General features: G+C 70.0%; 12 protein-coding genes. 7 read left to right on the top strand and 5 right to left on the bottom strand.

From position 1 onward, the window contains the following. Positions 1–56: 56 nt before the first annotated feature. Together wrbA and P3L51_RS13930 are read right to left on the bottom strand one after the other, a co-directional pair. Entirely contained in the window at positions 57–674 is a 618-nt protein-coding gene (gene wrbA, locus P3L51_RS13935) for an NAD(P)H:quinone oxidoreductase (protein ID WP_354605498.1), read from the bottom strand. A 114-nt stretch (positions 675–788) separates the two neighbouring features. Continuing rightward, positions 789–2069 carry an ion channel protein gene (locus P3L51_RS13930; RefSeq protein ID WP_354605497.1) on the bottom strand — a complete coding sequence of 427 codons (1281 nt, stop codon included), beginning with the start codon at positions 2067–2069 and terminating at the stop codon, positions 789–791. Positions 2070–2367: 298 nt separating this feature from the next. Here P3L51_RS13930 and P3L51_RS13925 point away from each other — a divergent pair, with 298 nt between their 5' ends. Beyond that, positions 2368–3186, top strand: a complete 819-nt coding sequence (locus P3L51_RS13925) for a DedA family protein (protein WP_354605496.1) — start codon at positions 2368–2370, stop codon at positions 3184–3186. A 53-nt stretch (positions 3187–3239) separates the two neighbouring features. Here the strand turns inward: P3L51_RS13925 and P3L51_RS13920 are convergent, their stop codons facing one another. Beyond that, positions 3240–4907 carry a threonine/serine exporter family protein gene (locus P3L51_RS13920; RefSeq protein ID WP_354605520.1) on the bottom strand — a complete coding sequence of 556 codons (1668 nt, stop codon included), beginning with the start codon at positions 4905–4907 and terminating at the stop codon, positions 3240–3242. A 190-nt stretch (positions 4908–5097) separates the two neighbouring features. Then, positions 5098–5592: an inorganic diphosphatase gene (locus P3L51_RS13915; RefSeq protein ID WP_003968257.1), complete on the bottom strand. Its 495-nt coding sequence runs from the start codon at positions 5590–5592 to the stop codon at positions 5098–5100. Between the two features lie 187 nt (positions 5593–5779). On the opposite strand from P3L51_RS13915, the gene dacB reads away from it, so the two are divergent. The 6 genes from dacB to folE all read left to right on the top strand — a co-directional run bounded on the left by dacB (position 5780) and on the right by folE (position 13422). Continuing rightward, positions 5780–7270, top strand: a complete 1491-nt coding sequence (gene dacB, locus P3L51_RS13910; protein ID WP_354605495.1) for a D-alanyl-D-alanine carboxypeptidase/D-alanyl-D-alanine endopeptidase — start codon at positions 5780–5782, stop codon at positions 7268–7270. Between the two features lie 129 nt (positions 7271–7399). Next, on the top strand, positions 7400–8530 hold the full coding sequence (locus tag P3L51_RS13905) for a zinc-dependent metalloprotease (RefSeq protein WP_354605494.1): 1131 nt from the start codon (positions 7400–7402) through the stop codon (positions 8528–8530). A 246-nt stretch (positions 8531–8776) separates the two neighbouring features. Further along, positions 8777–9853: a tRNA lysidine(34) synthetase TilS gene (gene tilS / locus P3L51_RS13900; RefSeq protein ID WP_354605493.1), complete on the top strand. Its 1077-nt coding sequence runs from the start codon at positions 8777–8779 to the stop codon at positions 9851–9853. 68 nt (positions 9854–9921) lie between these two features. Next, a complete protein-coding gene (gene hpt, locus P3L51_RS13895) occupies positions 9922–10482 on the top strand; it encodes a hypoxanthine phosphoribosyltransferase (protein WP_023539606.1) in 561 nt (186 codons plus the stop codon). Positions 10483–10677: 195 nt separating this feature from the next. Beyond that, positions 10678–12705, top strand: coding sequence for an ATP-dependent zinc metalloprotease FtsH (gene ftsH, locus P3L51_RS13890; RefSeq protein ID WP_354605492.1), 2028 nt, complete (start codon positions 10678–10680; stop codon positions 12703–12705). Between the two features lie 111 nt (positions 12706–12816). Next, entirely contained in the window at positions 12817–13422 is a 606-nt protein-coding gene (gene folE / locus P3L51_RS13885; RefSeq protein ID WP_354605491.1) for a GTP cyclohydrolase I FolE, read from the top strand. Between the two features lie 40 nt (positions 13423–13462). On the opposite strand, the gene P3L51_RS13880 is transcribed toward folE, so the two are convergent. Further along, positions 13463–13948, bottom strand: coding sequence for a DUF3180 domain-containing protein (locus P3L51_RS13880; protein ID WP_354605490.1), 486 nt, complete (start codon positions 13946–13948; stop codon positions 13463–13465). Positions 13949–14076: the final 128 nt, after the last annotated feature.

Genomic DNA, 14076 nt, shown 5'->3' with positions numbered 1-14076 from the left:
CGCTGCTTGCCGCGGTCAAGTGCCATCGTTCTCCCTGCCTCCCGTGGTCTCTCGCCTCAGCCGCCGAGGCCGGCCTTGATGGCGCGGGCGAATTTCACGACCCGCTCGGCCTGGACGCGGGCGGCGGTCAGCGTCTGCTCGTTCACCGGGAGGTCCCCCTGCCCGGAGACGTGCGACGTGCCGTACGGATTGCCGTCGACGTACTTCGACTCGTGCGTGTAACCGGGAGTGACGAGGATGCCGCCGAAATGGTGGACGGTGTTGTAGAGCGCGATCAGCGTCGTCTCCTGGCCGCCGTGCGGCGTCGCCGACGCCGTGAAGCCGCTGTAGACCTTGTCGGCGAGCTGCCCCTGCTGCCAGAGGCCGCCGAGGGTGTCCAGGAACTGCTTGAGCTGCGCCGAGACATTGCCGTAGCGGGTGGGGGAGCCGAAGATCACGGCGTCCGCCCAGCGCATGTCGTCGGGTGTGGCCTCGGCGATGTCGGCGGTCGCCTCGATGTTGGCGCCCCAGGCCGGATTGGTGTCGATCGCCGCCTGCGGGGCCAGTTCGGCAACTTTGCGGAGCCGTACGGCCGCTCCCGCCGCCTCGGCGTCCTTGGCGATGGCCTTGGCCATCGTGGTGAGGGTGCCGGTGGCGGAGTAGTAAATGACGGCGACGTTCACGGACGTGGGCATGGTGGCTACCTCGGTGGTCGGGGCTTCGGCGGCAGGGACGTCAGGCGCGACGATACGGACAAAACTGGCTATTGGCTCGCCGGGCGTCCGTTCGGGGTCTTCTGCCGGCGTCCGTCACCGCAGGGCCGCCCCGTCCGGGTCGAGCTGCATCTTCGGGCGGCCGGTCACCAGCAGCCAGGCGGGCAGCACGGCCACGCACAGCAGCGGGAGCAGGTTCGGGTCCGCGGCGAGTACGGCCGCGGTGAACAGGCTCAGCCAGCCCTGCCGGGTGATGGCGAGCAGTACCCCGAGGACACCGCAGACGACCGCCACGGTCAGATGTACGGCGGGCACGAGCGCGTGGGCGAACAGTCCGAGGGAGACACCGATGAAGACCGCCGGGAAGATTCGCCCGCCCCGGAAGCCGCAGGCCGCCGAGATCACCAGCGCGACCGTCTTCACCCCGCACATCAGCGCGAACTGCCCGGCCGACCAGCCGTCCGGGTCGGCGGTCAGTGTCTTCACCTCGTCCAGTCCCTTGAAAAGGGTGAGGTATCCGCCGAGCGCCCCGAGGAGGCCCAGGATCAACCCCCCGACGGTCAGGGTGAGTACGGGCCGTCCGAGGCGCCGGAAGGCGCTGTGGGCGTACGGGAAGGCGTACACGGCGGCCATGCCCAAGGCCGCGGCGACCGGCGCGATCACGAGCGCGGCCAGGGCGTCACTCCAGCCGGCGCCCGGATGGTCGGGAAGGGACAGGTCGAAGGTCGGATGGTCGATCAGCACCGTCGTCAGCCCGCCGGCTCCGGCGGCGACCAGCGGCCCGAACAGCTTGTCCCAGAGAGAGCCCGGCCCCGGTCGGGCCGCGAAGGTCTCCGTGAGGATCAGCGCGGCGGCCACGGGGGTGCCGAAGAGCGCCCCGATCGTGCCGGCGGCGGCCAGCGAGAGCCAGAGCGCGGCTGGGGCGGCGGGAGCGGCCTTGCGGCCGAGCCAGTAGGCGAGGGCGATGTTGGACGCGGTGATCGGGTTCTCCGGCCCGAGGCTCACGCCGCCCGCCAGCGCCAGAGAGGTGGCCAGCAGCAGACCGGGCACGATGCCCGGCGGCAGTGGGGGGTCGACGAGCCCGGTCGTGGCGGGATCGGGTCCCGCGTGCCCGTACACGTGCTGTACGACGAGCCCCACCGCGAGCCCGGTCGCGGTGAGCACCACGATCATCCAGAGAGAGGAGTGTCGGCCGATGCCGAGCGCGTCGGGCAGTGCCTGCCAGAGCACGTTCTCGAGCAGTCCCGCCAGCTCGCTCACCCCGAGCAGGACGAGGCTCGCGACCACACCGACGACCAGGGAGGGGGCGATCAGCGGAAGGAGCGTGCGCCCGGACGGGGACGGGGGAGCGGACGGAGTGTCTGTGGCCACGTGCATACCGTAATGGCACAAATGCGGCAAAACGTCTCGATTGGAGAGGGCTCGCACCGCACGTGGCGTGGGGCCGCGGCCCTGGTGCCGTACCGAACACGACCGGCCACCGCTGACCGGTGGACGGCGGGGAGCGCGGATACACGCCCGTCTCAAGCCGTGCGGACCGGGTGGAACCTCAGTCAGGGGTGGAGCGTTGATAGCTTTGGGCAGCCGACAACCGCTGATGGCGGCTGGACGACGCTGATGCAGCGACGGCCGATTTCGACGATCGACCGACTATCGACTCAGGAGCCCGGACCTCGTGACAACCCTTGCGCTCGGACCGAGCTGGCTCGACCCGGACTATCTGATCGGGACCTTCGGTCTCATCGGCGTCCTGGTCATCGTTTTCGCCGAATCAGGCCTGCTCATCGGCTTCTTTCTGCCGGGCGACTCGCTGCTCTTCACCACCGGCCTGCTGGTGACGTCCGGCACACTCGACAAGCCGCTGTGGCTCGTCTGTCTCCTGATCGTGCTGGCGGCGATCATCGGCGATCAGGTCGGCTATCTCTTCGGCCGCAAGGTCGGCCCCGCACTCTTCAAGCGCCCCGACTCCAAGCTGTTCAAGCAGGAGAACGTGGAGAAGGCGCACGAGTTCTTCGAGAAGTACGGCCCCAAGTCGCTGGTGCTCGCGCGCTTCGTGCCCGTCGTGCGGACGTTCACGCCGATCATCGCGGGCGTCAGCCGCATGAACTACCGGTCGTTCGTCACGTTCAACATCATCGGTGGCGTGCTCTGGGGTGCGGGCGTCACGCTGCTCGGTGCCGCGCTGGGCAAGATCGATTTCGTCCACAAGAACATCGAGATGATCCTGATCCTGATCGTGGTGCTCTCGGTGCTGCCGATCGTGATCGAGTTCCTGCGGGCCCGCTCCAAGTCCAAGAAGGCCGCCGCGTCGGGCGAGCCCGCAGCGCCCGCGTCGCCCACGGGGTACGCGCCGCCGGCCGAGCAGTCGCAGGCACCGCAGGACTTCCAGACCCAGCAGCTCCGCGTCACGCGCGACGAGTACGGCGCCCCCCGGCCGTACGTCCAGCCGGACGACCCGGAGGCCCCGCCGCGCGGGCGGCACGCCAGGCGCTGACGCGCGCGGGCCCACCGGGCACCGCACTGGTGGCACCGGCCGTATCAGCCGTATCAGAAGCCGCGCGTCCGCTTGGCCGCGCGGCGGCTCGACCCGCGTCCCGGGCCCGGCACCTTCAGGAACAGCCGGGAGATCTCGCCACCGAAGTTCACCCCGATGGCGATCGCCATGGCCAGCGCCGCGGCTTTCGACAGCGAGGCCAGTCCGTCGTCGACATGGTTCTGGGCGAGACCGAGCAGCCCGAAGTACGTCGCCGAGCCGGGCAGCAGCGGACCGATCGCGGCGGTGACGTACGGCAGCGCCGACGCGAACCGGTAGCGGGAGAACAACTGCCCGAACAGCCCCACCACACCGGCCGCGACCGCCGTCGCCGCCACCGGGGAGATCCCGCCGGTGACGTGCATCGCCCCGTAGACGGTCCAGGCCACGCCCCCGTTCAGGGCCACCATCAGCACGGTGGATCGTTCCTGCTGGAGCAGGATCGCGAAGGCGAAACTGAGGGCCACCGCGGCACAGATCTGGAGCACCGGCCGCCCCTCCCCGGCCTGGAGCGCCGCGTCCGGGTCGAGCTGGGCGTCCAGCTGAACGCCCAGATACAGCGCGATCAGCACGCCCATCACGATCGCGATGAAGAAGTACATGACTTCGAGCAGGCGCGCGGCGGCGGTGATGTAGTAGCCGGTCAGACCGTCCTGCACGCCCGCCACCAGGGCCCGCCCCGGCAGCAGCGCGAAGAGCCCACCGGTGATCACGGCGGACGGCCGGCCGTCCCAGTTCATGGCGGACCCGGCCAGCGTCAGTGCCACCCCCATCGCGGCCGGCGGCATCGCCGCGGCCACGAACTGGTAGAACTCCGGAATCCCGCGCCCCGCGCACAGCCACGCGAGCCGGTCGCCGAGCATCGCGCCGACCATCGCCGCGATGAACACCACCAGATCACCACCGACCAGTACCGACGCGGAGCCGGCCAGCAGCCCGCTCGCGGCGGTCAGCGCCCACCCCGGATAGGGGTGCCGGTTACGCCGTATCTCGGCCAGCCGCCGGTACGCCTCCTCCAGGGTGACGTCGGTGTCCTCGGTGGTGATGTCGTCGACGAGCGTGAAGACGGCGGCGAGCCGGGTGTAGTCGGTGCCCCGCCTGCGTACGGTACGACTGGCCGTCACCGGGTCGTCCACCAGCGACGGCTGGTACGAGATCGACAGCAGTGTGAAGGTGACGTTCGGCTCGCAGCGGTCCAGGCCGTACGCGCGGCTTACCGCGAACATCGCGGCCTCGACGTCCTCGGCCCCCTCACCGCCCGCCAGCAGCAACTCGCCGATACGCAGCGTCAGGTCGAGCACGCGGGGCACGGCGGGCCCGGCCTCGTCGTGCCGCTGCACGATCTCCGCCACCGGCCGGTCCCCGACCGGCATCCGCAGCAGCGTGCGCATCTGGTCCTGCCAGGGCGCCTCCTTGCGCAGCCGGACGACGGGCACGCCCTCCGCGGGCGTGAACGCCTGGGGCGACTCCCGCGCGCGGTAGGTCCGCGGCGGATCGAAGGCGGACCGGTCGGTCTCCTGCGTGCTCTCCGGGCTCAGTCCCTGCGGAACCGCGAACTCCGAGGTGGGACTGTCCTCCTCGGAGGCCGGCACCTGGTCCGTCCCGGACGGCGGAGTGAAAGCGCTGTGCGCCTCGTCGGACGGAGGCTTACGGCCCTCCGCCTCGTCCCGCTCGGCCACCACTGTTCTCGCCCTCACTCACTCTCGTCGGTGCCGCTGCGGCACGGTTCGCACAGTCATCCGTTCAGTATGGACACGGGCGTTGAAACAGGCGCACGCGAGCGGCGGACGGCGCACCCGCATGGTGCGCCGTCCGCCGCTCGTAGGCGCCGGCTCCCGGCCCGTCAGGGCCGAGGCCGGATGGGACGCGCGCTCAGTGCGCGCCGCCCTGCGCCTCAAGGCGCTTGTACGAGGCCTCGATCTCGGCCTCCGCCTCGGCGCGGCCCACCCAGTCCGCGCCTTCGACCGACTTGCCGGGCTCCAGGTCCTTGTAGACCTCGAAGAAGTGCTGGATCTCCAGGCGGTCGAACTCCGACACGTGGTGGATGTCCCGCAGGTGCTCCACGCGCGGGTCCGAGGCGGGGACGCACAGCAGCTTGTCGTCGCCACCGGCCTCGTCCGTCATCCGGAACATGCCGATCGCGCGGCACTTGATGAGACAGCCGGGGAACGTCGGCTCGTCCAGGATGACCAGCGCGTCCAGCGGGTCGCCGTCCTCGCCGAGGGTGTTCTCGACGAAGCCGTAGTCGGCCGGGTAGCTGGTCGAGGTGAAGAGACGACGGTCAAGGCGGATCCGGCCGGTCTCGTGGTCCACCTCGTACTTGTTTCGCGAACCCTTAGGGATCTCGATGGTGACGTCGAACTCCACGGGAGGCTCCTCCATGATCAACACAAGTGTCGGTGATGCTGCTGTCGGTGATACCGCACGTCACCGGGGCCGACCCCGGGGCAGAGCAGGATCGGCCATCGCTGGCCGGGCCATCGTGCTCGTGGCAACGCGCAGTGATTAAGTGTCCCCCACGCAGCTTTGTGATCGCGAAAGGGGCTGGTCAACCGTGCTTGAGCCGAAAGTGTGGCAGCTCACGGCAGGTTCCGCCGTGCTCGGCCTGGTGTTCGCGGCCGGGGCGGTGGCCATGGCCGGCCCCTGGGACTCCGGTCAGCGTAAGGCCGAGCGCGACTGGGCGGCCGCTCAGGGCCGTACAGGTGGCGCACATCACCCGGGTGGACACCCGGGCAAGCCCGCGCCCGCGCCCAGCGCCGCCGGAGTGCTCGACGAACTCGCCGCACCGGTCGGTTCCTTGTCCGTGCCCGCCGATCTCCCCGCCGACCTCAGGGGGACTCTCGGGCCGCTCCTCGGATCCCCCGACCTCGGACCGGCGCCCGCGGCGTCCGTCGTCGATGTCGCGACGGGCGAGCAGCTGTTCGGTGAGCGCGCCGACCGGCCGATGACACCGGCCTCCACCATCAAGATCGCCACGGCGGTCGCCGCGCTCTCGGCACTCGGCCCCGACCACCGCATCCCCACCACCGTGGTCACCGGCGACGACAAGGGCAAGGGCGACGACAAGGGCGAGGGCGGGAACGAGAACGAGAGCGGCGACGACAAGGGCGACGACGACCCGACCGAGATCACCCTCGTCGGCGGCGGCGATGCCACCCTCGACCGCAAGGGCCTGCGCGCCCTCGCCGAGGACACCACCAGGGCGCTGCGCGACCGCGGCGTGCACGAGGTCACCGTCCGTTTCGACGTATCCCTGTACTCCGGGCCACGCGAACACCCGATCGGCCCCAACGACAACATCGCCCCGGTCACCGCCCTGATGACGGGCCAGGGCCGCCTCGACGACTCCGCCCGAGACGCCTTCGGCGGCCCGGCACCGCGCAGCGGCGACCCGGCGGGCGACGCCGCCGACGTCTTCGCCGAGCTGCTGCGCGAACGGGGCCTCAAGACCTCGAAGCCCCCGGTCGCGGGCAAGGCTCCCAAGGACGCCGACCGTCTCGCGGTGACGTACTCGCGCCCCGTGTCCGCCCTGGTCGAACGGATGCTGACGAACAGCGACAACGACATCGCCGAGTCACTCGTCCGGCAGACCGCCATCAAGGCGGGCAGGCCCGCGAGCTTCGCCGGCGCCCAACAGGCCGTCCAGGCCGAGCTCAAGGAGCAGAAACTGCCCGTCGGCGGCGCGCTCCTGCGCGACGGCAGCGGTCTCAACCGCCATGACAGGATCACCACCGGTCTGCTCACCGCGCTGCTCGCCCGGGCGGCAGATCCCGACCGGCCCGAGTTGCGGCCGGTCCTCACCGGCCTCCCGGTGGCCGGATTCAGCGGCACGCTCCAGGGCCGGTACGCCGACGCCGACGCGATCACCGGCAGCGGTCTGATCCGTGCCAAGACCGGCACGCTGACCGGCGTGAACTCCCTGGCGGGCACGGTCGTCGGCCCCGGCGGACGGCTGCTCGCCTTCGCCTTCCTGGCGGAGAAGGCCCCGGCCCCCGATACGGCCCAACGGGCCCTGGACCACCTCTCGGCGGAACTCGTCTCCTGACCACCCTCGCCCCCACCCGGCGACAAGCGCGCTCACACGCACCGACACGCGGCGACGCGGACCGGCCGGGACAGCGACAGCCCGGTCGACACCTCACCGCCTTTCGGCCCGAGCACGTACGGTTGACGCATGACGAGCATCGGTGGGGCCGAGATGGTGGACTGGAATCTCGCGGTGGCAACCGCGACCCGCCTCGCGCGGCCGGGACCGGAAGTGAGCCGGGACGAGGCCCGCGAGATCGTCGCCGAGCTGCGGCGGCACGCCAAGGCGGCCGAGGAGCACGTGCGCGCCTTCACGCGGATGATCCCGGAAGGCCATGAGCCACCGGACACCCCGGTCCTGGTCGTGGACCGGGCGGGCTGGATCAAGGCGAACGTCGCGGGCTTCCGTGAGCTGCTCAAGCCGCTTCTCGACAAGATGCAGGACCGCCGTTCGAGCACGGCCGGCGGCGCCGTCCTCGGCGCCGTGGGCGGCAAGGTGACCGGCGTCGAGCTGGGCATGCTCCTGTCGTTCCTGTCGTCCCGCGTCCTCGGCCAGTACGAGACGTTCGCGCCGCCGAGCCGCGACCTCCCTTCGAGTGACGGCGGCGGCGGCCGACTGCTGCTCGTCGCGCCGAACATCGTCCACGTCGAGCGCGAACTGGAGGTCGACCCGCACGACTTCAGGCTCTGGGTCTGCCTGCACGAGGAGACCCACCGCACCCAGTTCACCGGCGTGCCGTGGCTCCGTGACCACCTTGAGGGCGAGATCCAGTCATTCCTGGAGGAGACCGACGTCGACCCCTCCACCGTCGTGGAACGCCTGCGTGAAGCGGCCCAGTCGCTGACCGGCAGCCGTCCCGAGGGCGAGGAGGACGAGGAGGGCCGCAGCCTGGTCGAACTGGTGCAGACCCCCGGCCAGAAGGAGATCCTCGGCCGCCTCACCGCCGTCATGTCGCTGCTCGAAGGCCATGCCGACTACGTGATGGACGGCGTCGGGCCGCAGGTCGTGCCCTCGGTGGCCGAGATCCGCGAGAAGTTCCAGCAGCGCAGGGCCAAGGGCGCCAGCCGACTCGATCAGGCGCTGCGCAAGTTGCTGGGGCTGGACGCGAAGCTGCGCCAGTACCGGGACGGGGAGCGTTTCGTACGGGCCGTGGTGGACGAGGTCGGCATGGACGGCTTCAACCGTGTCTGGACCTCCCCCAACACCCTTCCCACGAAGGCGGAGATCGCGAAGCCCGCGGACTGGATCGCGCGGGTGCACCGCAAGGCCGACTCCTAGAACCCCGTCAGGAGGGGCCCCGGTCTCCCAAGGAGGAGGCCGGGAGGGCCCCGTGCCGGATGTCAACGTCCACACGTGTCCACCGGAATGGGCCAGCATCACCCATCCGAGGGACCGTGGGCGCTGGGTAGGCGTGCAATGCTCGGGGAACGGCCCGGTTCTGTCACCATCGACGCACTCTGTGTGACTGAACCCCGTCCCTACTCCGACCGAGGCACCCCCCAAACATCACGAAGGGCACCGGACATGGGTCCCCATCCTGCGGTCGCGGCGATACGCCTGGCGGTCCGCCGCGTACTCCACGACGTCATCACCGAATGCTCCGAACTCGCGAACTTCGACAACGAGCGTCCCCGGCACACTCCGGCAGCCGTCGCCGACCGCGCCGCCGCACCGCTGCCGGCCGACGATCTGCCGCTGGTGCTCGTCGCCTGTTCCGGAGGCGCCGACTCCATGGCGCTCGCCTCCGCCCTCGCCTTCGAGGCCCGCAAGCTCTCCGTCCGCGCGGGCGCCGTCACCGTCGACCACGGCCTCCAGGCCGGCTCCGCGCTCCGTGCCGCCGAAGTCGTCTCCCGGCTCGCCGCCATGCGGCTCGACCCCGTCGAGTCCGTCGCCGTGACCGTCGGTCGCGACGGGGGACCCGAGGCCGCGGCCCGCGACGCGCGCTACGCCGCCCTGGACGCCGCCGCCGAGCGCCATGGCGCCGCCGCCGTCCTGCTGGGCCACACCCGGGACGACCAGGCGGAGACGGTCCTGCTCGGCCTCGCCCGAGGCTCCGGCACCCGTTCGCTTTCCGGGATGGCCCCCGTCTCCGGCGCCACCGGACGCTACCGCCGCCCCTTCCTCCAACTCGACCGGCAGACGGCCCGCAAAGCCTGCCTGGTCCAGGCGATCCCGGTCTGGGACGACCCCCACAACGCCGACCCCGCCTACACCCGTTCGCGCCTGCGCCACGAGGGACTGCCCGCCCTGGAGAAGGCGCTCGGCAAGGGCGTCGTCGAGGCGCTTGCCCGTACGGCGCAGCTCTCCCGCGACGACGCCGACGCCCTCGACGCCTGGGCCGCCGACGTCGAGTCCGCCGTACGGGACGATGCCGGACAGCTGGAATGCGCCAAGCTGTACGCGCTGCCGCCCGCCGTCCGCCGCCGCGTCCTGCGCCGGGCCGCCGTCGTCGCGGGGGCGCCCGCCGGTTCGCTGTTCGCCCGGCACATCGAGGAGGTCGACCGCCTGATCACGGGCTGGCGAGGCCAGGGCGCCATCAACCTGCCGGGCCGCGTCGAGGCCCAACGGCAGGGTGGCAGACTGGTCATCCGGCAGGGCTGAAGCGCTGAAGCACGACGGCTGTGTCTCCGGGGTGGCGAGTTCCGGCCTCCTGGCCGACAACGAAAGTGATGCGGGTGGACCACAAGGACATGGGCGCCGACCTCCAGTCGGTGCTCATCACCAAGGAAGAAATCGACGCGAAGCTGGTCGAGCTGGCCGCCAAGATCGACGCGGAGTACGCGGGCAAGGACGTCCTCCTCGTCGGCGTCCTCAAGGGCGCCGTCATGGTGATGGCGGACCTGGCGCGTGCACTGTCCACCCCTGTGACGATGGACTGGATGGCCGTGTCCTCGTACGGCGCCGGGACGCAGTCGTCCGGCGTGGTCAGGATCCTCAAGGATCTGGACACCGACATCAAGGGCAAGCACGTCGTGATCGTCGAGGACATCATCGACTCGGGGCTCACGCTCTCGTGGCTGCTGTCGAACCTCGGTTCGCGCGAGCCCGCCTCGCTGGAAGTCTGCACGCTGCTCCGTAAGCCGGATGCCGCAAAGGTCGCGATCGATGTGAAATGGATCGGATTCGACATTCCCAATGAGTTTGTCGTCGGTTATGGCCTTGATTACGCGGAGAAGTACCGCAATCTGCCATTTGTCGGCACACTCGCCCCCCATGTGTACGGCGGCTGAGCCGCGCACCCGGCCCGCCGGGCCGGGCCGGGAACCCCCACACCCTTCCCGCCGTTGGAGCATGGGAAGACGGGTTTACCGGCAGTCCCGTGCGGTCGCGGGTGACAATGCTGGGGTACCGTCCGAAGAACAGTCTTTTCTCACAGCAGCATTTACCTACGGGCAGGAGGGACGGGGCGTTCTCGCTCCGTATGGATGGACGTGAAGCGATACTTCCGTGGGCCGGTCATGTGGATCGTGCTGGCCGTCCTCGCCGTGGTCGTGTTGATGCAGGTCGTCGGCTCGTCGGGCGGCTACAAGACGGTGGACACCGGCGAGGTCGTCCAGGCGATCGACAAGAACCAGGTCGACCAGGTCAAGCTGACCACAGGCGACGAACAGATCATCAAGATCGACCTCAAGGACGGCACCAAGGTCCAGGGCGGCGACAAGGTCCAGGCCAGCTACATCGGCTCGCAGGGCTCCGCCCTGGCCGCCAAGCTGCAGGACAAGTTCGAGAGCGGCGACATCAAGCAGGGCTACACGGTCTCGCCCTCGAAGCAGAGCCCGTTCGTCTCCGTACTGCTCTCCCTGCTGCCGTTCGTCCTCATCGTCGTGGTCTTCCTGTTCCTGATGAATCAGATGCAGGGCGGCGGCTCCCGAGTCATGCAGTTCGGGAAGTCCAAGGCCAAACTCATTACCAAGGACACCCCCAAGACGACGTTCGCCGATGTCGCAGGGTCCGACGAGGCCGTCGAGGAACTTCACGAGATCAAGGAGTTCCTCCAGGAGCCCGCGAAGTTCCAGGCCGTCGGCGCCAAGATCCCGAAGGGCGTGCTGCTCTACGGCCCGCCCGGTACGGGCAAGACGCTGCTCGCCCGCGCCGTCGCCGGTGAGGCCGGCGTCCCGTTCTACTCGATCTCCGGTTCCGACTTCGTCGAGATGTTCGTCGGTGTCGGTGCCTCCCGAGTGCGTGACCTCTTCGAGCAGGCCAAGGCGAACGCCCCGGCGATCGTCTTCGTCGACGAGATCGACGCCGTCGGCCGGCACCGCGGTGCGGGCCTCGGCGGTGGCCACGACGAGCGCGAGCAGACGCTCAACCAGCTGCTCGTCGAGATGGACGGGTTCGACGTGAAGGGCGGCGTCATCCTGATCGCCGCCACGAACAGGCCCGACATCCTCGACCCGGCGCTGCTGCGCCCGGGACGATTCGACCGCCAGATCGCGGTCGACCGCCCGGACATGCTGGGCCGTCTGGAGATCCTCAAGGTCCACCAGAAGGGCAAGCCGGTCGCCCCGGACGTCGATCTGGGCGCTGTCGCCCGTCGTACGCCCGGCTTCACCGGAGCGGACCTGGCGAACGTGCTGAACGAAGCGGCGCTCCTCACGGCGCGCGGCGACAAGAAGCTCGTCGACAACCACTCCCTGGACGAGGCCATCGACAGAGTCGTGGCGGGCCCGCAGAAGCGGACCCGGATCATGTCCGAGAAGGAAAAGAAGATCACCGCCTATCACGAGGGCGGCCACGCCCTGGTCGCGGCGGCGTCTCCGAACTCCGACCCGGTGCACAAGATCACGATCTTGTCCCGAGGCCGGGCCCTGGGTTACACCATGGTCCTGCCGGACGAGGACAAGTACTCGACCACGCGCAACGAGATGCTCGACCAGCTGGCCTACATGATGGGCGGGCGCGCGGCGGAGGAACTGGTCTTCCACGACCCGACCACCGGCGCGGCCAACGACATCGAGAAGGCGTCGGCGACGGCACGGGCCATGGTCACGCAGTACGGCATGACCGAGCGGCTCGGCGCGATCAAGTTCGGCGGCGACAACACCGAGCCCTTCGTCGGGCGTGAGATGGGCCACCAGCGCGACTACTCGGAAGAGGTCGCCGCGCTGGTCGACGAAGAAGTCAAGAAGCTGATCGAGACCGCGCACAACGAGGCCTGGGAAATCCTCGTCGAGAACCGCGACGTTCTCGACAACCTGGTCCTCGCGCTGCTGGAGAAGGAGACGCTCAACAAGGAGCAGATCGCCGAGATCTTCTCGACGATCGTGCGGCGCCCGGCCCGTCCGGCCTGGACCGGCTCCTCGCGGCGTACGCCTTCGACACGTCCCCCGGTGCTCTCGCCCAAGGAGCTGGCCCTCACCAACGGAGCGACCGGCACCAACGGCGCGCTTCCCGGTGTGACGACCGGCGACCCGGCGGCCGAGGCCGTTCCGGAGGAGCGTCCGGAAAGCTGATCCCGGGCTTCTCACCAGGCCCGGAATAGATGCCGCGTCCCACAGGTCTTAGCCTGATGGGGCGCGGCATTTGTGTGGCCGCGCACGGAACGGCAGAGGAACGAGGCCCAGATGACCAACCCCGTGAGGCTGGACGGCGAGGGTGTGATCGGCGAGTTCGACGAGAAGCGGGCCGAGAACGCCGTACGGGAGCTTCTGATCGCGGTCGGGGAGGACCCGGACCGCGAGGGCCTGCGCGAGACGCCGGGGCGGGTGGCCCGCTCGTACAAGGAGATATTCGCGGGACTGTGGCAGCGGCCCGAGGACGTCCTGACGACGACGTTCGACATCGGCCACGACGAGATGGTCCTGGTGAAGGACATCGAGGTGCAGAGTTCGTGCGAGCACCATCTGGTGCCCTTCCACGGCGTCGCGCACGTCGGGTACATCCCGTCGTCCGACGGGAAGATCACCGGGCTGTCGAAGCTGGCGCGGCTGGTGGACGTGTACGCCCGCAGGCCGCAGGTCCAGGAGCGGATGACCACGCAGATCGCGGACTCGCTGATGAAGATCCTGGAGCCGCGAGGAGTGATCGTGGTCGTCGAGTGCGAGCACATGTGCATGTCCATGCGCGGAGTGCGCAAGCCCGGTGCCAAGACGATCACCTCGGCGGTACGGGGGCAGTTGCGCGACCCGGCGACCCGCAACGAGGCGATGAGCCTGATCATGGCCCGCTGAACCACGGCGAGTACCGCGGGCGGTGGTGCCGCCGGTGCGATCAGGCGTGGGCGGTGCCCTGGCCCTCGTCGTCCGGCCCGTCGGGGAGCTTGCAGACGCGCTCCAGGAAGAACGCGGCGGCGATCACCGCGATGCCGGCCAGCACCGAGAAGCCCGCGTAGTAGGCCTGATCCCGCCGGGCGGGGATGTCCAGGGAGCCGAGCAGGAAGACACCCGTCCCGCCGTACATCCCGGCGACCAGCGCCGCGACCAGCGCGCTCGCGTGGCCGAAAACGACCGCGCGGGCCGCCATCAGCGGGTCGACGCCCTTGGCTCCCGGCCGGCGCTCACGCTGGGCGCGCAGCCGGGACCGGAGCGAGAGCGCCGTCGCCGTGAGGACGACGGCGATCACCGCGAGCACGATGGGCGCGGCGAGGGGCACGCTGGGCAGGGTGCCGAGCGAGTCCCAGAGGCGCGTACCGCCCCACGAGAGAACCCCGGCCACGGCGAAGAGGCCCGCCAGAACCCCGATCCGCAATTCCCTCACCGCGAGAGCCCACCCTTCACCCGTACTCGTCACGCACAACGCCGCCGGCACCGTGACCGATCGACCGATTCGCAGAGCCTAACGACTAGGCCCTGTCCGGTGGGTCTTCGGGGGCCCGGGACGCCTGG

Source organism: Streptomyces panacea (assembly GCF_040560175.1).
Classification (GTDB): Bacteria; Actinomycetota; Actinomycetes; order Streptomycetales; family Streptomycetaceae; genus Streptomyces; species Streptomyces panacea.
The sequence above is the reverse complement of the archived record's forward strand: the minus strand, read 5'-3'. Positions and strand labels throughout refer to the sequence as shown.